The 24,680-nt window shown below is 27.0% G+C and carries 23 protein-coding genes; 22 read left to right on the forward strand and 1 reads right to left on the reverse strand.

Annotation, left to right across the window (positions count from 1 at the left end; genetic code table 11):
* Window positions 1–199 precede the first annotated feature (199 nt).
* The 22 genes from HUU89_RS12545 (at window position 200) to HUU89_RS12650 (ending at window position 23,533) form a co-directional block, all read left to right on the forward strand.
* The gene (locus HUU89_RS12545) at window positions 200–892 is read left to right on the forward strand and encodes a hypothetical protein (RefSeq protein ID WP_254697780.1); all 693 of its coding nucleotides are present in this window, start codon (window positions 200–202) and stop codon (window positions 890–892) included.
* Window positions 893–1,574: 682 nt separating this feature from the next.
* Window positions 1,575–1,682, forward strand: a complete 108-nt coding sequence (locus HUU89_RS15150) for a 4Fe-4S binding protein (RefSeq protein ID WP_254697781.1) — start codon at window positions 1,575–1,577, stop codon at window positions 1,680–1,682.
* Window positions 1,683–1,701: 19 nt separating this feature from the next.
* Window positions 1,702–2,979 carry an ABC transporter permease gene (locus tag HUU89_RS12555; protein ID WP_175301936.1) on the forward strand — a complete coding sequence of 426 codons (1,278 nt, stop codon included), beginning with the start codon at window positions 1,702–1,704 and terminating at the stop codon, window positions 2,977–2,979.
* A 9-nt stretch (window positions 2,980–2,988) separates the two neighbouring features.
* Window positions 2,989–3,645 (forward strand): ABC transporter ATP-binding protein, encoded by a 657-nt coding sequence (locus tag HUU89_RS12560; protein WP_032089901.1) that lies wholly within the window; start codon window positions 2,989–2,991, stop codon window positions 3,643–3,645.
* Complete coding sequence (locus HUU89_RS12565; RefSeq protein ID WP_032089902.1) at window positions 3,645–5,021, forward strand: ABC transporter permease; 1,377 nt, start codon at window positions 3,645–3,647, stop codon at window positions 5,019–5,021. The genes HUU89_RS12560 and HUU89_RS12565 overlap by 1 nt, the downstream gene beginning before the upstream one ends.
* A 96-nt stretch (window positions 5,022–5,117) precedes the next feature.
* Window positions 5,118–5,771, forward strand: coding sequence for a response regulator transcription factor (locus tag HUU89_RS12570; RefSeq protein WP_175301937.1), 654 nt, complete (start codon window positions 5,118–5,120; stop codon window positions 5,769–5,771).
* A 4-nt stretch (window positions 5,772–5,775) separates the two neighbouring features.
* A complete protein-coding gene (locus HUU89_RS12575; RefSeq protein ID WP_147580812.1) occupies window positions 5,776–7,098 on the forward strand; it encodes a histidine kinase dimerization/phospho-acceptor domain-containing protein in 1,323 nt (440 codons plus the stop codon).
* Window positions 7,099–8,699: 1,601 nt separating this feature from the next.
* Window positions 8,700–9,095 (forward strand): hypothetical protein, encoded by a 396-nt coding sequence (locus tag HUU89_RS12580; RefSeq protein ID WP_175301938.1) that lies wholly within the window; start codon window positions 8,700–8,702, stop codon window positions 9,093–9,095.
* 91 nt (window positions 9,096–9,186) lie between these two features.
* Window positions 9,187–9,885, forward strand: coding sequence for a DUF554 domain-containing protein (locus HUU89_RS12585; RefSeq protein ID WP_175301939.1), 699 nt, complete (start codon window positions 9,187–9,189; stop codon window positions 9,883–9,885).
* Window positions 9,886–9,894: 9 nt separating this feature from the next.
* Entirely contained in the window at window positions 9,895–10,383 is a 489-nt protein-coding gene (locus HUU89_RS12590) for a GNAT family N-acetyltransferase (protein ID WP_052010844.1), read from the forward strand.
* 85 nt (window positions 10,384–10,468) lie between these two features.
* Entirely contained in the window at window positions 10,469–11,617 is a 1,149-nt protein-coding gene (locus HUU89_RS12595) for a hypothetical protein (protein WP_147580814.1), read from the forward strand.
* Between the two features lie 46 nt (window positions 11,618–11,663).
* Window positions 11,664–12,401, forward strand: coding sequence for an esterase family protein (locus HUU89_RS12600; protein ID WP_175301940.1), 738 nt, complete (start codon window positions 11,664–11,666; stop codon window positions 12,399–12,401).
* 17 nt (window positions 12,402–12,418) lie between these two features.
* The gene (locus HUU89_RS12605; RefSeq protein ID WP_032089910.1) at window positions 12,419–13,606 is read left to right on the forward strand and encodes an acetyl-CoA carboxylase biotin carboxylase subunit family protein; all 1,188 of its coding nucleotides are present in this window, start codon (window positions 12,419–12,421) and stop codon (window positions 13,604–13,606) included.
* A 101-nt stretch (window positions 13,607–13,707) separates the two neighbouring features.
* Complete coding sequence (locus HUU89_RS12610) at window positions 13,708–15,147, forward strand: hypothetical protein (protein ID WP_175301941.1); 1,440 nt, start codon at window positions 13,708–13,710, stop codon at window positions 15,145–15,147.
* Between the two features lie 3 nt (window positions 15,148–15,150).
* The gene (locus HUU89_RS12615) at window positions 15,151–16,209 is read left to right on the forward strand and encodes a class I SAM-dependent methyltransferase (RefSeq protein ID WP_032089912.1); all 1,059 of its coding nucleotides are present in this window, start codon (window positions 15,151–15,153) and stop codon (window positions 16,207–16,209) included.
* Window positions 16,210–16,373: 164 nt separating this feature from the next.
* Complete coding sequence (locus HUU89_RS12620; protein ID WP_032089913.1) at window positions 16,374–16,643, forward strand: phosphocarrier protein HPr; 270 nt, start codon at window positions 16,374–16,376, stop codon at window positions 16,641–16,643.
* A gap of 70 nt (window positions 16,644–16,713) precedes the next feature.
* Complete coding sequence (gene ybaK / locus HUU89_RS12625; protein WP_032089914.1) at window positions 16,714–17,196, forward strand: Cys-tRNA(Pro) deacylase; 483 nt, start codon at window positions 16,714–16,716, stop codon at window positions 17,194–17,196.
* Between the two features lie 73 nt (window positions 17,197–17,269).
* Complete coding sequence (locus tag HUU89_RS12630) at window positions 17,270–18,955, forward strand: phospho-sugar mutase (RefSeq protein WP_032089915.1); 1,686 nt, start codon at window positions 17,270–17,272, stop codon at window positions 18,953–18,955.
* A 50-nt stretch (window positions 18,956–19,005) separates the two neighbouring features.
* A complete protein-coding gene (locus HUU89_RS12635) occupies window positions 19,006–20,160 on the forward strand; it encodes a hypothetical protein (protein ID WP_175301942.1) in 1,155 nt (384 codons plus the stop codon).
* Between the two features lie 43 nt (window positions 20,161–20,203).
* A complete protein-coding gene (locus tag HUU89_RS12640) occupies window positions 20,204–21,568 on the forward strand; it encodes an aminopeptidase (RefSeq protein WP_175301943.1) in 1,365 nt (454 codons plus the stop codon).
* A gap of 87 nt (window positions 21,569–21,655) precedes the next feature.
* Entirely contained in the window at window positions 21,656–23,014 is a 1,359-nt protein-coding gene (locus HUU89_RS12645) for a sodium-dependent transporter (protein WP_175301944.1), read from the forward strand.
* A gap of 9 nt (window positions 23,015–23,023) precedes the next feature.
* A complete protein-coding gene (locus HUU89_RS12650) occupies window positions 23,024–23,533 on the forward strand; it encodes a GNAT family N-acetyltransferase (RefSeq protein WP_052010845.1) in 510 nt (169 codons plus the stop codon).
* Window positions 23,534–23,560: 27 nt separating this feature from the next.
* On the opposite strand, the gene HUU89_RS12655 is transcribed toward HUU89_RS12650, so the two are convergent.
* Entirely contained in the window at window positions 23,561–24,466 is a 906-nt protein-coding gene (locus tag HUU89_RS12655; protein ID WP_032089919.1) for a serine O-acetyltransferase, read from the reverse strand.
* Window positions 24,467–24,680 lie beyond the last annotated feature (214 nt).

Genomic DNA, 24,680 nt, shown 5'->3' on the forward strand with positions numbered 1-24,680 from the left:
ACCAAATGATGTTTAATTCTTCCATTTAACTTGTACAGTTTTTATACTAACATCAATATTTATATTATTATACTGTGATTTGGAAAAATAAAAAATTGTATTTCATCAACGTTTCATAAATGGTATGTATAATATTATTGAAAGTAGTTATAAAAGGCTTTTGTTTAAAAAAAAAGGAGGAATAAAGGAGGATAAAATTATGAAAAAAAAAGTAGCCAGAGGTGCATTCCTATTACTTACGTTATGTTTGAGCTTAAGTACAGTTGGGTGTAAAAAAAGTAATGAAAGCAATAAAATTAAAGAAGGACAATCAATAAGTTCTGAAGAGAAGGGTACGTCAACTAACAAAAAGGATAAAAATACAACATTTAAGCCATCAGATTATACTTTAAAAACAAAAAAAGAATATGTTTATGAATATTTAGGTCTTAAATTTAAACTTTCAAATAAATTTAAAAAGTATATGAATGATAAAAAGATAGCGATGTTAGATGATCAAAGTCCTATAGATAAGGAATTAAAATATGCTTTTTTAACTTTTAATAAAATGACTAAAGAGCAAAAAAAAGCAGTTGTTAATAAAAAGGAAGGTGGTTATGAAAAATGGGAAAATGGGCTTAAAAGAATTGGAACTATTGGTATATTTGAAAAAAATACATCAGAAGAAAAAATATCTAAAATGACAAAATGTGATACTCATACTAAAATAGGAGTTTCAAGTGATGGAAAATACGATTGCTATTTTAGTACAAACAGCGGATCTGAAATTAAACTTCTGAATGAATTTAAAAAAACTGAGATTCAAATTATAGAAAAAAAAGAACGTCCTAAAAACGGTTTTGTTCTATCAGAAAAAACTGATTTAGAAAATACAGAAGCATTTAAAAAATAATCAGTTAGGAATTTACGTAAACTATTACTAAAAGACATAAATGGTTAGGATTTTACAAGTAAATATTTTGAGAAGTATGGTAAACGTATTTACAATTTAACGTAAAGTTTGTGTAAAAGAGATTCCAAATTTAGTTGAGGTTTAGAACGAAATAAAAATTAAATGTTTTAATATTGTTAGTGTTGTTACAGATAATGTTGATGATAATGGTAAAAACAAGTGAGTAATTGAAAAAGAATTAACAAAAATAAAAAATAAGTAAATGTAAAGCGGTGAAAGGTATATGATTAATTAGTTTTAAAAAGGCCGTAATTTCTCTTTAGTAATTGTCTTTATTAATATGACTATGACTTACTATGGATATGGTCATGGAGCGACTAGAGTTGAATTGGAGAAGATTTGCTTGGAGTGTGTTGGAATTGGATAGAATCAAAAAAGTAAGACATTTAAGCTTGATAAGAATTTGAGAAAATTGAAATATATAATATCGATTGTATTTGTAATAATACTTCCTCTATTTTTAGTTGATATTTTAGGACAAGGGTCTCCATATTTTTGTAAGCTTATTAGTCCAATTGGTATGCTTGGACTTTGGGAGCTATTTATTCAGTTATTAGCCCAATTTCAGTATTCAGATATAGACTAGACGAAGAAAAGTGCATAATGTGAAAAAGTTTGCCAAATGAATATAGATCCAGTTGAAAATTATAATCATCTAGAATGCATCAGATGTGGACGATGCAAAAATGCTTGTCCTGTGGATACAATTAGTTGTGGAATAAAAAAATAGAGAGGAGCTTATTAAAAAAGTGATAAAAAACGCAATAGCATACATTACAAGAAAAAAAAATAGAACATTTATTATTTTTGTTATTTTAACAATAGTTCTTTCTTGTTTGTATTCTTGTTTAACAATAATGAAATCAAGCAATGAAATAGAAAAGACTTTATACGAAAGTTCTAATTCTTCAATATCAATAACAAAAAAAGATGGTAAATATTTTAATGTTAATCAATTTAAGGATATTGAAAAATTAAAAGAAATTGAAGAAATAATAATTCAATATGATGGATTAGCAAAACTAAAAGGTGCTAAAGTAGTTAGTGGAGAGCAAAAAATAAATAGAGAAGATTTATCTGATAAATTTAAGAATGTTGTTTCACTCGAAGCTACAAATAATACTAAAAGAAACATTTTATTTAATAGTGAAGTATTTACAATTAAAGAAGGTAAAAATATAGAGAAAAATGATAAAAACTCAATTATTGTTCATGAAGAATTCGCTAAACAAAACAATCTAAAATTAGGTGATGAAGTTGATCTTGAATTACTAGATACTGAAAAAAGTGGAAAAATAAAGAGTCATAAATTTGAAATTATAGGAATATTTTCTGGTAAAAAACAGGAAACATATACAGGTCTATCTTCTGATTTTAGTGAAAACATGGTTTTTGTGGATTATTCAACAAGCCAAGAGATATTAAATAACTTAGAAAATAATAAAATTGCAAATAAAATTTTAATGTATTCTGGTAGTTTAGAATCTACAAACTTAGTCTTAAATAAATTGAAAGAGCTTAAAATTGATGAATCAAAGTATTCCATTGAAAAAGATTCTAATGTATTTGAAGAATCTTTAGAGTCAGTAAGTGGAATAAAACATATAATAAAAGTAATGACTTATTCTATTATGTTAGGAGGAATGATTGTTCTTTCATTAATCTTAGTTCTATGGTTAAGAGAAAGAGTTTATGAAATAGGTATATTTTTATCTATTGGAACATCTAAGATGCAAATTATAATGCAATTTATATTCGAGTTAATATTCATATCGATGCCAAGTATAATATCTTCCTTACTTTTAGGAAATGTGTTACTAAAAGTAATTGTAGATGGATTCATTAACTCAGAGGATTCAATAATTTCCGGTGGAAGTTTAATAAATAATAGTGGTTTTATGTTAAATATAGTAGCACTTGGACAAAGTTATTTAATATTAATAAGTATTATTGTTTTATCAGTTGTATTTGCTTCTTCATTAATATTAATCAAGAAGCCTAAAGAAATATTATCAAAAATAAGTTAGGAGAAAATAATGGATATATTAGAAATAAAGAATGTGGCATATAGTTATGTAAATTCTAAAGAAAAAGTTTTGTCAGGAGTAAATCAAAAATTTGAACTTGGGAAGTTTTATGCGATCGTAGGAAAGTCAGGGACAGGAAAAACTACACTTCTTTCCTTACTTGCTGGACTTGATAAACCTAAAACAGGAAAAATATTGTTTAAGAATGAAGATATACAAAAGAAAGGATATAACAATCATAGAAAAAATAATATATCTTTAGTATTTCAAAACTACAATTTGATAGATTATTTAACACCGATTGAAAATATTAGATTAGTAAACAAATCAGCAGATGAAAGTATCTTGTTTGAGCTAGGTTTAGATAAAAAACAAATAAAAAGAAATGTTATGAAATTATCTGGTGGACAGCAACAAAGAGTAGCTATTGCTAGAGCATTGGTATCAAATGCGCCAATAATACTAGCTGATGAACCTACTGGTAATTTAGACAGTGTTACTGCTGGAGAAATAATTGATATATTAAAGACGTTGGCTAAAGACAAAAATAAATGTGTAATAGTTGTAACACATAGTAAGGAAGTAGCAGATTCTGCGGATATTATTTTAGAACTAAGTGGTAAAAATTTGAAAAAAGTAAATAAAATGAATTTGGAGGTTGAATAATGGTAAAAAATGCATTTGCTTATGTAACTAGAAAAAGCTTAAAATCATTAATTATTATGTTAGTTATTTTATCTATGTCAATTTTAAGTTTTATTAGTTTATCTATTAAAGATGCTACGGACAGAGCTTCAAAAGAAACATTGGCTAATATAACAAATAGTTTTTCTATGGAGATAAATAGACAAGTTAATCCAGGAACACCTAGAGGTGGGGGAAATGTAAAAGGTGAAGATATTAAAAAGATATCTCAAACAGATAGTGTAGAATCCTATGTAAAAAGAATAAACAGTGTTGCAGATTTAGTTGATTATGATATTATTGAAACTCAAGAGACTCTTGCGAATCAATCGCCTGAAAGAGCGAAGAATTTCAAAAGAACAGTTATGTTAACTGGGGTTAATGACTCATCAAAAGAAACAAAATTTGTATCAGAAGCATATAAATTAGTAGAAGGAAAGCATTTAGAAAATGAAGATAAAAATAAAATCTTAATGCATAAAGATTTAGCTAAAAAAAATAATCTTAAAGTTGGAGATAAGATAAAATTAAAATCTAATTTATTTGACGCTGATAATGAAAAAGGTGCAGATGAAACAGTAGAAGTAGAAATTAAAGGTCTATTCGATGGGCATAATAGTGGTGGAGTAAGTGCAGCACAGGAACTATACGAAAATACATTAATCACTGATATTGATACGGCCGCTAAAGTTTATGGTAATACAGAAGATACAGCTGTATACCAAGATGCAACATTCTTTGTAAAAGGTGATAAGAATCTTGATAGTGTCATAAAAGATCTTGGGAAATTAGATATAAATTGGAGAGAATATAATTTGATTAAAAGTTCATCAAATTACCCTGCATTACAACAATCTATATCAGGTATCTACTCAATTTCAAATAAATTATTTGTAGGTTCATTAATATTTGCAGGAGTTGTAGTTTCATTATTACTATTCTTATGGATGAATGCTAGAAAGAAAGAAATAGCAGTATTACTATCATTAGGTATATCAAAATTAGAAATTTTTGGTCAATTCCTAATTGAGATGATATTTATATCAATCCCCGCATTCGTTGGTTCTTATTTCTTAGCTCAATACACAGCTAGCAAACTTGGAAATAATATATTGAATAAAGTTACTGGTGATATAGCTAAACAAATAGCTAGACAATCTGCATCTAGCCAATTAGGTGGTGGGGCAGAAGCTGAAGGATTTAATAAGACATTATCAAGTTTAGATATAAATGTAGTACCTAAGTTCATAATTTATGTAGTTATATTTATGAGTTTAATACTACTTGTTTCATTGATTGTTTCTTCATTCAATATATTAAGAAAAAACCCAAAAGAATTATTAATTGACGATAATTAAAAGTTTTGGTGCTTTCTAGCACCGAAATTTTTTTACTTTTAAATATCAAATAATATTCTGTATAATATAAGTGTATAGGCTTAAGAGGAGGTATTTATGAAAATATTAATTGTTGAAGATGATAATATGATCAGAGAGGGAATAAGTGAATATCTTTTGGAATTTGGATATACTGTTATTCAAGCTAAAGATGGAATAGAAGCTTTGTCAAAATTTAATAACGCTATAAATTTGGTTATCTTAGATATTCAGATACCTTTTATAAATGGTTTAGAAGTGTTGAAAGAAATTAGAAAGAAAAGCAATTTACCAATTCTAATCTTGACTGCATTTAGTGATGAAGAATATAAAATTGATGCATTTACTAATTTAGCAGATGGATATGTAGAAAAGCCATTTTCATTGCCAGTCTTAAAGGTTAGAATAGATTCTTTGATTAAGAAGAATTATGGACATTTAGAGACGTTTGAATATAAGGATTTATCGGTTAACTTTAATAGCTATACAGCTAAAATAAATGATGAAGAAATAGATGTAAATGCAAAAGAACTAGATGTATTAAAGTGTCTATTGGATAATAATGGACAAGTATTAACTAGAATGCAAATTATTGATTATGTATGGAAAGATAGCGAAGAAATTCCTTACGATCGAGTAATAGACGTATACATAAAAGAACTTAGAAAAAAATTACAATTAGACTGCATAACCACTATAAGAAATGTGGGATATAAATTGGAGATAAAATGAGAAAATGAAAAAATTAAAGATATTTCCCAAAATGTTCATACAAATATTTTCTGTTCTTGGAATAATAATTATATTAGTTCATTTATTAGTTTTCTTTATTTTTCCTAAAACATATTTGGAGACCAGAAAAGAAGAGGTCTATAATAAAGCAAATGAAATTTCCAGTATTATGAATGGAAAAGAAATAAAATATATAGAACAAACCTTGGAACTTTATTCTAAAAGTAGCGAAATAAAGGCATTTATAAAAGAAAGAAATAATAATAATAATGAAATAAAAATCAAAGATAATATAGATACTAATTTAGAAAGTAATAGTAATTCTTTGATAATTGAAGAAAGAGAAATAAAGCTTAATGATGGTAAAAAAACATATCTACAATTTGTCTCTACAGCTGATATGCAAAAAGATGCAAAAGATTTAAGTCTTAAATTTTTACCATATTCTTTGTTAATATCAATTTTATTTTCTTCTATTATTTCTTTAATTTATGCAAAATTAATAAAAAACAATGTACAAGAAATACAAATTGTTACTGATAAAATGATGAAACTTGATAAAAAAATACGTTTAGAAGTTAGCTCTAATGATGAAGTTGGAGAATTAAAACAACAAATTAATGATTTGTATTCTACTTTATTAAGAACAATTGACGATTTAGAATTTAAAAATAAAGAAATTTTAAAATTAGAAAAGTTAAAATATGACTTTTTTAAAGGTGCATCCCATGAACTTAAAACTCCTCTTGCTAGTCTTAAAATAATACTGGAAAACATGAAATACAATATTGGAAAATATAAAGAAAAAGATATTTATATTAATGAATGCATTGAAATCGTTGATAGTTTAACAAAAAATATTTCTCAAATATTATCAGTTCATTCTATAGAAAATTTGAATAATGATGAAGAATATTTGAAAATAAATGATACATTAGAAGATGTATTAAAAAAGTATGAAATATTAGCACATCAAAAGAAAATAACTGTCAATAATTATATATTAGATGAGAATGTTTATATAGGAAAAACAGCTTTAAAGATTATTTTATCTAATTTGATTAGTAATGCGGTAAAATATACTGATGTAAATGGGGTAATTAATATTGGGATGGTTAATGATTGGTTATATATAGAAAATTCATACGGTAACAATAAAATTTCGAATATGGATGAAATATTTGATGTTAAATTTGATTTAAATAAGGAAAATAGTAATGGATTAGGTTTATATATTGTAAGTAATATTCTGAATAATTACAATATAGAATATAAAGCATTGCAGGATGAAGAATTTTTTATCTTTAAAATTAAAATATTATCTTAAGTAAGATATAATTTTACAATAGTTATTGAAAAATAGAGACTTATTATTAATTGTGGAAATAAAAACTTTTTTCTTATTAAAAGTGAAAAGAAAATAATTGATAAATGATTATTCCACTCTAATTGATCACTTATTCCGATAGACTTGATCAACTGCTATTTTTCATTAAATTCCGATGGGGCGGATCAATCATTACGATGAACCTGACCATCTAAAAGTTTTGGTTATTAGATATCAGCTAAAGCACTTATACAAATGTTTACTAAGTTATCCTGTACTCATAAATTGAAAACATAGACTTGCTGAGTTGAATGTTACGCTAGAAAAGTCCTTTCAATACGTTGAATAAGTCCACTTTACCAAAATATTGAATATGTTTATAAAGTCAAAAGGATTTAATATATTCTTCTTGCAATATTTTCTATATTAAAAATTTGATAGGGACTGTTTATTTTAATATTCTCAAAAAATTAAATAGATAAATAATAAATATGGGAAAAAACGCATAAAATTGTATGCTATCATACCATCAAGTTATAAATAGATGTGTTCAAAATATTAAAGCATTTATTGTAGCTTAGGTAAACTAAACTCAATCGGTTCAGTTTGCTATCTAAAGTAGTTAATTATTAATGAATAGGTACAAGCTCGTTTTTTAATACTTCTTTAAATTTTTATTACATATAAACCTTATTCATTAAAATATTTATAGAAGGTGATACAACACAAAATAATGAAAGCTTTTAGATTTTAATAGCAATCTAAAAAGCTACCACTCTATAAAACTTAATATTATAAATCGCTTGTTAATCTTAGATAGAGGGTAGGCTTATAAGTTAATATTCTAAAAGTTAAAAATAAGATTATTGTTAAAGATGTCTAGATAAAAATTAATTTTGGTACATTGCACAATTATAGATATTATAATCCATTTAATGATCCTAACTCTTAAATTTATAGACAGGTAGCATTCTCCAATAAACATTAAGTGTTTAAATAACAATTCTTATTTAATATTGAGTAGTTGTAAAAAAAGAATTTAAGTAGAATGAATAATTTATAAAAGAAACAATAGGGTGTATCTATGAGAATATGATATTAGGTATTTTCATTTTAATAATAACTTCCCAAAAAATATTAAAACCTCATAAAAAAGATAATTTTACTGTAAATCATTTCTATACATGCTTAATCATTATATTTTATGCACACATAAATACGTACTTTTATAAATTGGTAACTTAATTCTAAGTAGTTTAAAGAATTATAACTTTTGATTAAAAATAAAATTCATTCTCCCAAATGAAAAACGTAACAATTCCGAATCAAATTTTATAATTCTTTTTTCATTTATATAATAAGGAGGTATTTATGATTCATTCAGTAAAAGATTTTGTAGATAAAAAAATGAATAATAAATTAATTTGTTTTAATAATGTTTTAGATGATTATTTATTTTTTTATGATAAAACAAAAAAGGATGATTACTAAGATATACTCAGTAATCATTTTACTGTTTATATAGATAAATTGGAAGGTAGTGTATTTACGCTATTTAATGTAGATTTTTGACACTACCAAAATAAAAAGGAAAGTGTTATATGAAAAATCATGTAAAAGTGAAGATTGATGGAATATTAAATAATAGTTTATTTAAGATTACAATGATTGTTCTATGTTGTTTGATATTGTCTACTTCTATTATTAGAACGGATAATTTTATAAATTGTATGTTTAATGGGTTAGTCATTTTTGCTTTATTAATAAATATCTATCATTTACCAATAGTAAATGATTATATAAAGAAGTACAAAAAGAAATGTGGATTTATAATATTATTAATAGCATGCATTGTTTTTGGCTTTTGGTATTATTTTCAAATTGGTGGATTAGTAGGTTTTACGATCATTTGTATTTCCTTTTATTTGATTATATGGGGTATATTAAATACTTATAAAATTAAAGAATTGTTTTACATGTTGTTAAATCTTATATAGGTCTAACAATTTTTTTATATGTTGGTGTACATAATTTTCTATGTGCAACTCATTTATGTTTTGTTATAATAGGACAGAAGGTGGTGATTTTATGCCAGTTGGCGTTCTAACAAATGTATGTGCTGTCTTTATTGGTACATTTATCGGAGGATTTATTAAAAAAATATTACCAAAACATCTTATTGAAGAACTTCCAAAAGTATTTGGGATTTGTTCAGTTACGATTGGGATTACTTCTATTTTAAATGTGAAAACATTGCCTATGGTTATTATGGCTATTATTTTAGGTTTTGTTATTGGTGAACTATGTCATTTATATGATCATGTTCATGATATCTTTGCATTTTTATTAGATAAGCTACCTTTTCATATAGATGGTAATCAAGAAGAATATATGCATCTTTATTTATTAGTTGTTTTGATGTTTTCAATGTCTGGAATGGGATTATTTGGAGCTCTTACAGAAGGAATGTCAGGTGATGCATCTGTTTTAATTTCTAAATCGGTTTTATATTTTTTTACAGCTGTTTTATTTGGAGCTGCTTTAGGTTATGCACAAAGTTTAATATGTGTTCCACAATTACTTATTTTACTTGCATGTTTCTTTCTAGCAAAAGCAATCTTACCATTTGTAAATTCAACAATGATTGCTGATTTTAAGGCTTGTGGTGGTGTCATTACAATGATTACAGGGTTAACTGTTTCTAAAATATTAGATGTAAGAGCGATGAATCTTGTTCCTGCACTTATTTTAGTCATGCCTTTTGTTGGTCTTTATGCCATGATTTAGGAGAAAATCATGTTAAAACAAGTAACGATACAAGATTTAGAATTACTTTATCATATAGAAACAACCTGTTTTCCTATACAAGAGGCAGCAAGTTACCAATCATTAAAAGAAAGATTAGCAGTTTATCATGAAGGATTTGAAATTTTTTATATTGCTCATCAAGCAATCGGTTATATTGGTGGTCTAAGAAATAATGAATGTAATCTACCAGATAGTATGTACGAAAATGCTTTTTTACATCAAGAAAATGGAAAATATCAAATGATTTTTTCAGTCTGTATTTTACCTGAATATAGAGGACATGGTTATGCTAGAGAAATGGTAAAGGAATATGTAGAGAAAAGAAAAAATGATGTAGACGGATTTATTTTGACATGTAAAGATCATCTTATTCCTTTTTATGAAAGTTGCGGTTTTAAATTTGTAAAAGTTTCAGCATCTACTCATGGAAATGCTAAATGGAATGATATGGTAATTGATTGTCGTGGAGAAATATAATATTTCTCTTTTTTTGTACTATTTGTCCAATGACGAAAAGGTTATTTAGGAATAGAATAAGAATATAGAATAAAGGGGAATGAATATGGATCAAATATATAGAGAATATAGTGAAAAATATAAACATATATTGCATTATGCAGGAATCATGAAAAAAGAAAATGTTCTTTTTGAAAATCAAGAAATAATTGTTTTAAAGGATGTTAAAGATTATCAAGATTTTGATTATAGTTATTTTGAAAATTGTGAAATAGAAAAGAGTTGTATTTATCATAAAATTACATATGCTTTAGCCGTTTTAAAAAAAGTAGAAAATGGGATAATTGTTGATCAAATGAAAACGGTAGGTTGGTTAAATACGGTCTTGGATCAACATTATTCCGCATATAAAACAGACCTTTGGTATTTACATAAAGGTAATTGGGATAAGTGCTATTTAGAAGAACATTATGATTTTTTATCAGCGATAGAGGTCTATTTTTATTTATTTGGCAAAGAGGAAACATTTCGATTATTAGAAGATAAAAATCAAGAGCTGGAACATTCTTTAAAAATAATAGAAGAATTAATTAAACAATATCAAAAGGAATGTCAAGACGATCAATATGCTTTATTAAAACACTTTTTAGTATTGATTTTTAGTCAACAGTTAGAAAAAGTAGAAGTAGAACATAAGGAAATTGTTTTTCAATTATTAAAAGAAATCATCGAATTAAAATCAATTGTATTACCTTTATTATTATTGTGTGATTTTTATCAAAAAGATTTTGATGAAGAATGGGCTACTATCTCTAAAGAAGTTGATCGTAATTATTTAAAAGAACAAATAGCCTATATACCTTTTACTGAAAGTGAAGATTATTTAGATTTAAATATTACAGATGTTTTAGTTTATAAAGATAAAATAGAAAAAATACCAGCGGGGTTAATGAAATATTTCAATAATTTGAAAGAAGTATATGATGATTTAAAAGAAAAACAATCATTTAATCAATCTCTTTTAGAAGTAGAAAGAATAATTTTATTAATGGAAAAAGACTACCAACTTTATCCTTTTGAATCATTTGTTAGTGAATTAAAGATTCATTATTCAAAAGAATATTATATTTTAATGAAATTATTAGAAATAGTTATGAAGGATTGTCAAGAAGCAAAATTAGGAAGAGAAACAGTTAAATTAACTTTATCATTGATGATGAATCAAAAACTAAGATTAAAAATATTTGGTTTTTAAATAGGAAATACTTTGTGCTACAATAAAAGTAGTAGGAGGTATTTTTATGGAAAAAAAATACTATAGTGAATACAGTCAATGTTTAGATAGAAATATGGATTTTATCGTTTATGGACATAGTGGTGTGCCACTTCTTGTCTTTCCAGCACAAGATGGTCATCCTCAAGATTATGAAAATTTTGGAATGGTCGATGTGATCAAAGATAAAATAGAAAATGGTTATGTACAATTGTTTTGTGTCGGAAGCATTGATGAAGAAAGTTATTCTGATGAAATGGGAGACAAAGCACGTCGTAGTTATTTATTAGAACAATTTTATTACTATATTTGTGATGAAATAGTGCCTAGAATAAAAGAAATTAATGGTACAGGAAAGATGATTTATACGACAGGATGTTCTTTAGGAGCAACACATGCAGCAAATATGATGCTTCGAAGACCTGATTTATTTATGGGATGTATTGCTTTAAGTGGATATTATGATACTGATCTTTTCTTTGGACAATATGTTGATGAAAATATTTATAATAATAGTCCTTTAAAGTACTTAAATGGGATGTCAAGAAATCATCCTTATGTTGATTTATACAATCAAAGACATATTATTCTTTGTTGTGGACAAGGTGCATGGGAAGATGAAATGGTTAAATCAACAGGATTAATGAAAGAAACATTTGATCGTTTAGGTGTCAATGCATGGTGTGACTTTTGGGGAAGCGATGTCAACCATGATTGGCCTTGGTGGCGTAAACAATTACCCTATTTTTTAGGACATATTTTATAAAGGGGGGAAATCGAAATATGAATTTAGTCTTTATCTCACCAAATTTTCCAACATATTATTGGAATTTTTGTAAATCACTTAGAGAAAGAGGTGTTACAGTTTTAGGGATTGGAGATGCACCTTATGATGATTTAGTAAATGAAACAAAGGAAAGCTTAGTAGAATATTATCGTGTCAATAATCTTCAAAATTATGATGAAGTTTATCGTGCAATGGGATTTTTTATTGGGAAATATGGACGCATTGATTATATTGAATCACAAAATGAATTTTGGCTTGAATTAGAAGCTCAGTTAAGAGAAGATTTTAATATTCATCATGGGTTAAGACCAAAAGAATTAGAAGTGATGAAATTTAAATCAAAAATGAAAGATGTTTATAAGAAAGCAAACGTTCCTACAGCAAGATATAAAGTATTTAAAGATGATCAAGAACTTTTAGATTTTTGTAAAGAAGTTGGTTTTCCAATTGTTGTAAAACCAGATAATGGTGTGGGTGCTTCTTCTACATATAAATTAAAAAATAATAAACAAGTTAAGGAATTTTTAAAGAATTGGGATCGAAATATTAGCTTTATTGCAGAAGAATATATTGATGGTCTTGTAGAAACTTTTGATGGTATTACTGATAGTCAAGGAAATATTTTGATTTGTACAAGTCATGTGATGATGGAATCTATTATGGATACGGTCAATGAAGGTGGAGATACTGCTTTTTATGGACAAATTGTTGAAGGTAGTGATATTAAAGAAGTAGGAAGTCGTGTTGTTAAGGCTTTTGACGCTAAACAAAAATTCTTCCATTTTGAATTCTTTAGATTAGGTAAAGATAAAGAGGGTTTAGGAAAAAAAGGAGATCTTGTTGGTTTAGAAGTCAATATGAGAGCACCTGGAGCCTATATTCCAGATATGATGAATTATTCATATAACGCAAATGTCTATGATATTTTTGCGGACATGTTGATTTATGATCGTTGTTTTATTGAACCTAAACAACAATATTGTATTGGATATGCTGGAAGAAGAGACGTTTTAAAATATAAACATCATAGTCAACAAATACGTATGAAATTTAAAGATCAACTTATTTCTCATGAAATTGTACCTGATGCATTAGCAGCGGCAATGGGGAATCAAGTTTATTTATTAAGAGCAAAAAATGAAAAAGAAATTCAAGAAATGATTAAATATATATTAGAAAAATAGGGGATTCGTTTTGAATCCTTTTTTATAGTTCATGAACAATTAATAAATATTTCATAAACTCATTATTATGTTATAATAAACATACCAAGGAGGTCATCGTCATGAAAAAAAAGTTTCTAGCATGCATGCTTATCATGATGCTTACAATAACAGGTTGTTCAAGTAAATCAATAACACAAACATTATTTGTTGAAAAAAATAATAAATATGCTTTATGTACATCAGAAGGAGATTTAAAAACAAAGTTTATTTATTCTTCTTATAAAAAGGTAGAAAATGAAGGATACGTGGTTGTTCATGATAAAAAATATGAATATATTTCAACAACTGGTAAAAAATTAATTAAATATAAAAAAGGAACAACATTATCCGTTGTTGAAAATATGATTGTTGCTAAAGATGCTAAAGATAAGTATACAATTTATGATCAACAAGGGAAGGAATTATATAAAGATAGTAAAAAGGTAAAAATTTATATGTATGATTTACCTGTTATCTATAAGAATAAAAAATATTCTGTTTTAAATAGTGAAGGTGAAGTTGTAACTACTTCTAAAAAAGCAATCAATTATGCTGGAATTTATCAAGATTCATTTATTACAGTAGCATATAAAGATAAAACTGTACTTTTTGATACTTCTTCAAATAGTCAAAATGATGAAGAAAGCTTAACTATTAAATTAAAAGGACAATATAAGGTTGTTGCTAATGATTATAAAAAAGGTTTTGTTTTATATGATCAACAACAAATAAACTTAGCTTATGTTAATTTAAAAGGAAAAGTTAAATTTGAAAAAAATGTAGAAGTAGATTCTGTAAAATTCAAAGATTCATCACTTATTTTAAAAAATGAGGATGGTATAAGATTGTTATCTTTAGATGGTAAAAAGGATGTTGTAGCAACAAGTTATTATAAAGATGTAAATAATTATTTATCTAAAAATGCAAGTTATATTTATGGTCCACATAAATTTACTAAAGATGGTAAAGAAAAAGATGTTAAAGGTATTCAGTTAAATCCTAATGTTGCTTCGGTACACGGTAATATTTTCCCAGTATATGTTCAAAATAAAGGATATCAATATTATGGTTTTAATGGTAAAGAAGCAATTAAAACAATTTATAAAGATGCTCAAGATTTTGATCAATATGGAGTGGCGGTTGTTTCTAAAGATGGTGAAAAGTATTATTTAATGAATTCTAAAGGAGCAAAACAATCTAAAAATTATGTAAAGATTGAATCTATTGGAGAAGGATATTATGCAGCCTATGAAACAAATAGTAAGTATGAAATTATTAATACTAAAGGAAAAATAGATATTCATGATTATTTCATGGGTGAAAGTCAAGTTTTTGAATTTGATGGTAAAGTTTATGCTTTATTAAATAAAAGTGGAACAACATATTTATATGATATGGAAAAAGGTGAATCTGTATTTTCTCTTGAAGGAGAATATCAATTATATAATGGTAAGTATTTAAGAAAGAAAAATCATAAAGCATATTATGATTTGGAAGGAAATTTAATTTATAAGGGGTAATCTATGGAATATTATATTGTATTATTAGTTTTCTATGCAATTACACTTATCTTTTTAAGATTAGTGTTTGCTGAAATTGAAGGTAGACAAGCAAGAAAGATGTCAAATGTACGTTATTTTTTAAGATACCATTCAAAGTTTGTTTATCGTAATCAGTTTTCAATTATTTTTGTAGCATTTCTTTGTTATATGATTGTTTCTGTGGAAAAAGCATTTTCTACAATGTGGTTTTTACAATTGTTAGGTTTTATTGCGGTAGGAGTTATTAGTGATGCTCTTTCACAAATTGTTTATTATTATTATATTAATTTTCGTTTTAAAAAGGATATTGTTGAAAGTGAAGAATTAAAAAATGAAATAGAACAAGCTGTTTTAAATCAAGGCGAAGAGCTCATGCAACAAACAATTCCTAGTTATGAACCACATAGAATAATTGAAGATTATTTAAATGAAGAAAATCATTTAGCTGTTATATCAGTAGATGGTGGAAATTTTACTTCACAATTTGAAAAATTACCACCAATTACGTATTCTGTAGAATTAAATCCAACAAAAGCAAGAGAAACCTTAGAAGAAAAAGGTGTCAAAGTAACAACTTTTACTTCACAAGGGAAAATGCCTTTTAAAGATGAAAAATTAGATGTTGTTGTTAATGAGTTATCTAATTATGATAAATTTGAAATGTATCGTATTTTAAAACCAGGTGGTTATTTAGTTGTTGATCAATTAGGAAGTGACAATTATAAAGAAATTATTAATATGTTTATTCCGTTTAAATTAAAAGGACAATGGAATAAAGAGGCTTGTCAGTCAACTCTTACAGAGATAGGATTTGATATTGTTGATAGTTATGAAGATGTAGGACATATTCGTTTTCATTCTTTATCAGCAGTTCTTGCTTTTATGAAGAGTATTTCTCCTGAAAGAGTGGAAAAATATGAGCAATTTATGAACTTCTATGCCGATGTATTAAAGAAAATCAAAAAGAACCAATTTTATGAAATTACTACTCATAAATTTATGGTAATAGCAAGAAAAAATGATATGAAACAGGAAAATTAAAAAAATTTCCTGTTTTTTTAATTTATAAATTAAAAAAATGTAGTATATATCGACTAAATTTGATTTAAATATGTAAACGCTTTATTTTTTTAGAAAATCTCTAGAAATTCTAAAAATATGATGCTATAATTGTATCATAGAAATTTTTAAGGAGGAGTCATATAATGGCAAAAGAATTATCTTTCGTAGTATCTGATCCAGTTGGATTACATGCTAGACCAGCTACTATCTTAGTAAACCAAGCTAGCAAATTCACTAGCAATATTAAATTAGTTTATAATGATAAAGAAGTAAACTTAAAATCTATCATGGGAGTTATGTCTTTAGGTGTTCCTACTAAAGCTACAGTTACTATCGTAGCTGAAGGTGATGACGAAGAAGATGTAGTTGCTTCAATTGCTAAAGTAATCAAAGAACAAAAAGTTGCTGAATAATAGCATTAATGAAAAGGGAATCAACATGATTCCCTTTTTTTATGCTATAATGAATTCAGAGGTGTAAATCATGGCTAAGAAGTTTAAAACAAATGCGCTTAGAATGTTGGATAAAGCAAAAATTGCTTATTTGATAAAGGAATATGAATATGATGAAGATCATTTAGATGGAAGACATGTAGCAAGTCAGGTAGATATGGTGCCAGAAGCTATTTTTAAAACACTTGTTTTACATGATAACCATAATGAGTATCTTGTATGTTGTGTTCCTGTTTTAGAAGAAATTGATTTAAAAAAGCTTGCTAAATTAGCAGGTAGAAAAAATGTAGAAATGATCCATCAAAAGGACTTATTACCTGTAACAGGTTATATGCGAGGAGGATGTTCTCCAGTAGGAATGAAAAAACAGTTTCCAACGTATATGGATGAAAGTATTTTAAAAGTTGATGAAGTTGCTTTTTCAGCAGGAAAGCGAGGTTTTCAAATGATTGTCAAGGTTCAAGATATTTTGACATACTTAAATGTCGAAACGGGAGATATTATACGAAAATAATTTGAAAACGGTTACATTTTTCTATAGTTTTTGACAAAGAGCTTTGATATACTTATATTAAGAGGTGGTAAAAATGAATTATAACGAAAAGTATCAAAAATGGGTTAGTAAAGAAGATTTAGATCCTGCTTTAAAAGCAGAATTATTATCAATGGATGAAACTGCAAAGGAAGATGCATTTTATACAGATGTTGAATTCGGAACAGCAGGGATGAGAGGTATCTTAGGTGCAGGTACAAATAGATTAAATATCTATGTTATTCAAAAAGCAAATGTTGGTTTTGCTAAATACATTGCGTCTTTACCAGAAGGTAAAGAAAGAGGTGTAGCTATTGGATATGATAATAGACATATGTCTTATAAATTTGCGATTGAATCAGCAAAAGTATTAGCAACATATGGTATTAAATCATATATCTTTGAATCATTACGTCCAACACCAGAATTATCATTTGCAGTGCGTTATTTAAAATGTGCTGGTGGTATCATGATTACAGCAAGTCATAATCCAAAAGAACATAATGGATATAAAGTATATGATGATACAGGATGCCAATTATTACCAGAAGCAGCTGATCAAGTTGTACAATATGTAAATGAAGTAGAAGATGAATTAAATATTAAAGTGTTCTCTGATGAAGAAGCTTATCCATATATGACATGGATTGGCGAAGAAGTAGATGAAGCTTATTATAAAGAAGTTATGGCAATTGAAGTTAATCCAGGAATGGATAAAAGTGATTTTAAAATTGTTTTCTCTCCACAACATGGAACATCAAATATTGCAGTTAGAACATGTCTAACAAGACTTGGATATGATCTTGTGCCAGTATTAGCTCAATGTGCACCAGATCCAGATTTTTCTAATACAAAATCTCCAAACCCAGAAGTTCCAGCATCTTATGAATTAGCTATCAAAAAAGCTAAAGAAGTAGATGCAGATGTTGTAGTTATTACAGATCCAGATGGTGACCGTTTGGGAGTTGTTGCTAAACATAATGGTGAATATGTTTTAATGTCAGGTAACCAATCAGCAGCTGTTTATTTGGAATATATTTTAAGCCAAATGAAAGAAAAAGGAACGTTGCCTGATAATGCAGTTATGTATAATACAATCGTAACTTCTGATTTAGGTGAATTAGTAGCCAGAAGTTATGGTGTTGATGTAGAAAAAACATTAACTGGATTTAAATTTATTGGTGATAAGATTCGTAAATATGAACAAACTCATGAAAAAACATTTGTATTTGGTTATGAAGAATCTTATGGATGTGTTATTAAAGATTTCGTTAGAGATAAAGATGCAGTGCAAGCTGTTTTAACTGCTGCAGAAGCAGGTAACTTCTATAAAAAACAAGGTAAAGATTTAGTTGATGTTTTAAATGAATTATATGCTAAACATGGTACATTTAAAGAAACTCAAATTGCTTTATCTAAAGCAGGAGCTGCAGGAGCTGCACGTATTAAAGAAATCATGGATAATTTAAGAAAAGATGCACCTCAAGAAATTGGTGGTGTTAAAGTTGTAAAAGTTGAAGACTATGGAAATAGTACTTGTTCTGATGGAACAACTATTCAATTACCAAAATCTAACGTATTAAAATATTACTTAGAAGATGGCTCATGGATTGCAGCAAGACCATCAGGTACAGAACCTAAATGTAAATTCTATTTCTCAATCAAAGGCAGCGATGCTGATGATGCCGCTAGTAAAACAGAAGTATTCCATAAAGCAATGATGGAAATTATTGGTGAATAGAAAATGAAAGAAAAGCAATTCATAAAAAATGAATTGCTTTTTTTATAAAAATGCTAATTAAGCTTATAATTAATTTAGTAGAAGCACTTATTGTTTCTTATTCTTTAAGTCGATTATGTCATGTTAAAAAACAAAAACTCTATTTTGTTTTGAATACATTAATGACCTTTTCTATAGAAATAATAAGTGACTATTTTGATGCGAATTATGCACCATTAGCCATTGCTTATATTATATGTTGGAATATTTTATTATTATTTTTTACTCGAAAAGAATATATATATAATTTATTTATGTGTATATTTAATGAACTCTTAATTACCTTGAGTGCATTGTTACCCTTGATGTTTATAAGTCATTATTATCTATTATTAGCAGCCGTAGAAGCTAAAATCTATCATTTATTATTATCTGTTCTTTTTATAAGATATCAAAAGAGATATCGTTATTTTATTAATAAATATTGGGTTTTAGTGATGATGAATTTGACAGCTTGTTTATTGATTTTAAATTTACAGGGTAGAATAATCATGGAAGGCAGTTATACATTTAAAACAATTATGACTATTTTCTTGTGTATATTTGTTGTTTTTTTATCATTAACATTTTTTGCTTTTTTAGAAGAATCTAATAATGAAAAAGAAAAAGTTACAAAACAGTTAGAAGAACGTAAATATCAAAATATTACATATGATATGATGAAAAGGACAAAAGAAGAACTCTATCGTTTAGAACATTCATTAACTTATTATATGTTATCTATAAAAAAATATTTAGAGACACAAAATCAAGATGAAGTATATAAAATCATTGATTCGTATATTGAACGCGTATCTAATGTGAATATTGTCATTTATACAGGAAATGATTTATTTGATTTATCACTTACAACGCATTTGAGTCAAATGTCATCTAAAGTCAATATGTGTATTATGATTAGTAAAGATGAATTTTATAATCATATTCAATTTATTGAATTTGTTTTATCATTGTTAGATTTGATTGAATCAAAAGATGTAAGTTTATTAATAAAAGAAGATGGTTTTGTTAAACTTATACAAATAAGTGCAGAATATGATTTTATTGATGAAAATCAAGTAAAAGAGATTGTGAACCGTGATTATGAATTTGATTGTCATTATCAAATGATAACGGATCAAAATCTACATCTATTAAAAATAAAAATAATTGAACATTTTGAATAAATAAGTGTTATAATTTTTGAGTATTAAAGAGAGGATGGAGATTATGTACGCTAAAAATACTTGGGAAAAGTATAAAGATCAATTAAATGAAGTATTTGATTATAATGAAGATTATAAACATTATATTTCAAAAAATAAAACTGAACGTGCCTGTGTTAAAGATTCTATTAAATTAGCTGAAGAAAAAGGTTTTAAACCATTAGAATCATTTGATACCTTAAAATCAGGGGACAAGGTTTATGTAACAAATAGAGAAAAAAATATTGCTTTATTTATTATTGGGAAAAAACCTCTTACTGAAGGTATGAGAATTTTAGGGGCTCATATTGATTCACCAAGAATGGATTTAAAACAAAATCCTTTATATGAATCAGAAGGTTTTACTTTAGCTGATACACATTATTATGGTGGAATTAAAAAATACCAATGGGTAACAATTCCTTTATCTTTATATGGTGTTGTTTGTAAAAAAGATGGAACAGTTGTTGATGTTGTCATTGGTGAAGATGAAAATGATCCAGTTGTAGGAATCAGTGATTTATTAATTCATTTATCTGCAGATCAATTAGATAAAAAAGCAGCTAAAGTAATTGAAGGAGAAAACTTAGATGTTACTTTAGGAAATATGCCATTATTTGGTGAAGAAAAAGATGCTGTTAAAGCGAATGTTTTAAAATTATTAAAAGAAAAATATGATATTGAAGAAGAAGATTTCGTGTCTGCTGAAATTGAAGTTGTACCAAGTGGTAAAGCAAGAGACTATGGTTTGGATCGTTCAATGGTTGCTGGATATGGTCATGATGATCGTGTTTGTGCTTATACTTCACTTACAGCTATTTTAGATAGTGATGTCAGTGAATATACAAGTTGTGCTATTTTAGTAGATAAAGAAGAAATTGGTTCAGTAGGAGCTACTGGAGCACATTCATTATTCTTTGAAAATACAGTTGCAGAATTATTATTAAAAATGGGAATTGATAGTTTTGTACAAACAAGACTTACAATGTCTCGTTCAAAAATGTTATCAAGTGATGTTTCAGCTGGTGTTGATCCATTATTTGTAAATGTTAATGATAAGAAAAATGCAGCATATCTTGGAAATGGTATTGTTTTTAATAAATATACTGGTTCAAGAGGTAAAAGTGGAAGTAACGATGCTTCTGCAGAATATGTAGCACAAGTGCGTGCAGTGATGGATAATGCTAATATTCACTATCAAACTGCTGAACTTGGACGTGTTGACCAAGGTGGAGGCGGAACAATCGCTTATATCTTAGGTAATTATAATATGGATGTTATTGATGCTGGAATTGCTGTTTTAAATATGCATGCACCAATGGAAATTGTAAGTAAAGTAGATGTTTATGAAACATATCAAGCTTACAAAGCTTTCTTAAAAGATGCTTAAAAAATACTTCATTTTGAAGTATTTTTTATTATCTATTTTTTCATCAATATGATATGATGATTGTGTTGTTAGAAAAGGTAGGTTTTTATGAAAGAAAGAGAACAATTTAAATCAAGAATTGGATTTATCCTGCTTTCTGCAGGATGTGCAATAGGAATAGGAAATGTTTGGAGATTTCCTTATGTAGTAGGAGAAAATGGTGGGGGAATCTTTGTATTGTTCTATTTGTTTTTCCTTCTTTTAATTGGTGTTCCAATATTGAGTATGGAATTTTCAGTTGGTAGAGCAAGTAAAAAGAGTGTTGTTAAATCTTTCCAAGCTTTAGAAAAAACAAATCAAAAATGGCATTTACATGGTTATATGTCATTGGTTGGAAATATTTGTTTAATGATTTTTTATACGACAGTTTCAGGATGGATGTTAAAATATTTTTATAATTTTTTAACAGGACAATTTAATGGTTTAACCACTGCTGATGTACAAAATGTTTTTTCACAAGTACTAGCAAGTCCTTCTACAAATGTTTTTTGGATGATTATTGTTGTAGCGATAGGAATGTTTGTTTGTTCTAAAGGATTACAAAATGGTGTTGAACGTATTACCAAGGTGATGATGACGGGATTATTAAGTTTGATTGTGCTATTAGCTATTCATGGTTTATTATTGGATGGTGGAATGGCAGGGGTCAAGTTTTATTTATATCCTGATTTTCAAAAAATTTCTGAAATTGGTTTGATGAAGGTGATTGTTTCAGCAATGAATCAAGCTTTCTTTACTTTAAGCATTGGAATTGGGTCTATGGCTATTTTTGGAAGTTATTTAAATAAAGATCAAACTTTATTAAAAGAGGCAACGAATGTTGCCATGTTAGATACATTTGTTGCTGTTGTAGCAGGATTAATTATTTTTCCAGCATGTTTTTCTTTTGGGATTAATCCAGATAGTGGACCAAGCTTAATTTTTATTACATTACCTAATGTTTTTGTTTCTATGACTGGTGGTCAAATTTGGGGTGCATTATTTTTCTTATTTATGTCTTTTGCATCACTTTCTACAGTTATTGCTGTTTTTGAAAATATTATTGCTTGTACAATGGAGTTATTAAATATTGAAAGAAAAAAGGCTGTAATCATTAATTTTGTTTTAATTACCTTACTTTCATTACCTTGTGCTTTAGGATTCAATGTTTTAAGCAATATTCAACCATTAGGTGCAGGTTCTACAATTTTAGATTTAGAAGATTTTATTGTTAGTCAGTTATTGTTGCCATTAGGCTCACTTGTTTATTTATTATTCTGTACTTCAAAATATGGTTGGGGATTTGAAAATTATCAAAAAGAAGCAAATATTGGTCAAGGAATGAAAGTTCCAAATTGGATGAAATTTTATGTTACAATTATTTTGCCAATTGTTGTTATTTTTGTATTTGTAAATGGAATTATATAGGAGTTTAAAATGAAAGTAAGACGTGCAATCATTAAAGATTTAAAAAGAGTTCAAGATTTATACGGGATTGTCAGTGATGAAATGGCAGGTACTATTTATGATATTATGTGGAGAAGGGATATTTATCCTTCAAAAAAAGAAATCGTCAAAGATATTCGTCATCATGAATTGTATGTTTTAGAAAAGGATAATAAAATTATTGGGGCAATGGTATTAAATCATGAGTATGATGAATGCTATAACAAGCTATCATGGCAAATATTTGCGGATGATGATGAAGTCTTAATTTTGCATCGTTTATGTATACATCCTCAATATCGAGGATGTGGAAAATTTCTTATTAAACAAGCTATTGAAATAGCAAAATTCTTAAATCAAAAAGCGATTCGTTTAGATGTATTATGTACAAATAAGCCAGCAATTTATCTTTATGAAAAATGTGGTTTTTTATTACAAGGATATCAAACAATGGATTATGGGGAACCTGTTGTTGCAGGACTTTATGAAAGACTTATATAAAAAGGTTGTCAATTGACAACCTTTTTTTTATTCGAATTCATTTTGATTAAAATCTTCAGATGTTTTTGAATACTTGAATCTCATAACTGCTTTATTATTGACAATTGTACCACTTGGTACAGATTTAATAATAAAAGTATTACCACCAATAACAGAGCCTTCACCAACAACAGTATCTCCGCCTAATACACTAGCATTAGAATAAATTGTAACATTATCTTCTATAGTAGGATGTCTTTTAACATTCTTTAAGCTTTGTCCTCCATGAGTAGAAAGAGCACCTAATGTTACTCCTTGATAAATTTGAACATGTTCACCAATCACGGTAGTTTCACCAATAACAATACCTGTTCCATGATCAATCATTAAATATTTGCCGAGTGTTGCTCCTGGATGAATATCAATTCCTGTTAAACTATGCGCATGTTCTGTCATAATACGAGGAATTAGTGGAATATTCAATTTATATAATTCATGAGCAATACGATTGACCATAATTGCATAATATCCTGGATAAGAAAGTACGATTTCTGAAATAGAAATAGCGGCTGGATCGCCATCAAATGTTGCTTGTGCATCTGTAGCAAGGTATTCTCTTATTTGGGGAATTGTTTTCAAAAAAGCTAATGTTTTATCTCTTGCTTCCTCTTCTTTACAAGCATCTTTACAGTTTTCACAATAGTCAAAGGCAAGTAAGATTTGATTTTTTAAATCATTATAAATAATTTGAATTTGATCACCTAAATAATATTTAACATAATCACTTTTAAGACCTTTTCTTCCAAAGAAGCCTGGAAAAATAATATCTTGTAAACGTTCAAGAATATCAATGATAATTGTTTTATCAGGCTGTCTAATTGTATCGACCTTAGAAATATCATTGTGTTTTTGATAACTTTCAACAATATCATCAATAACAGTATCTAACTTCATAGTTAACCTCCATTTTTATTATAAATATAGTATCAAAAAATAGGATTATGTTCAAATTATTGAATAATAAAATATAAAAATGTATACAATCTTTATTGACAAAGAAGAAATGATAGTATATAGTTAAATCATACTAAATCCATAGGAATAAGGAGAAGTAAATATGAGCGAAATTAAAAACAGTTTTTTAGACCTAGTAGGGAATACACCACTA

This window comes from Faecalibacillus sp. H12, from assembly GCF_013361255.1.
GTDB classification, from domain to species: Bacteria; Bacillota_I; Bacilli_A; order Erysipelotrichales; family Coprobacillaceae; genus Faecalibacillus; species Faecalibacillus intestinalis.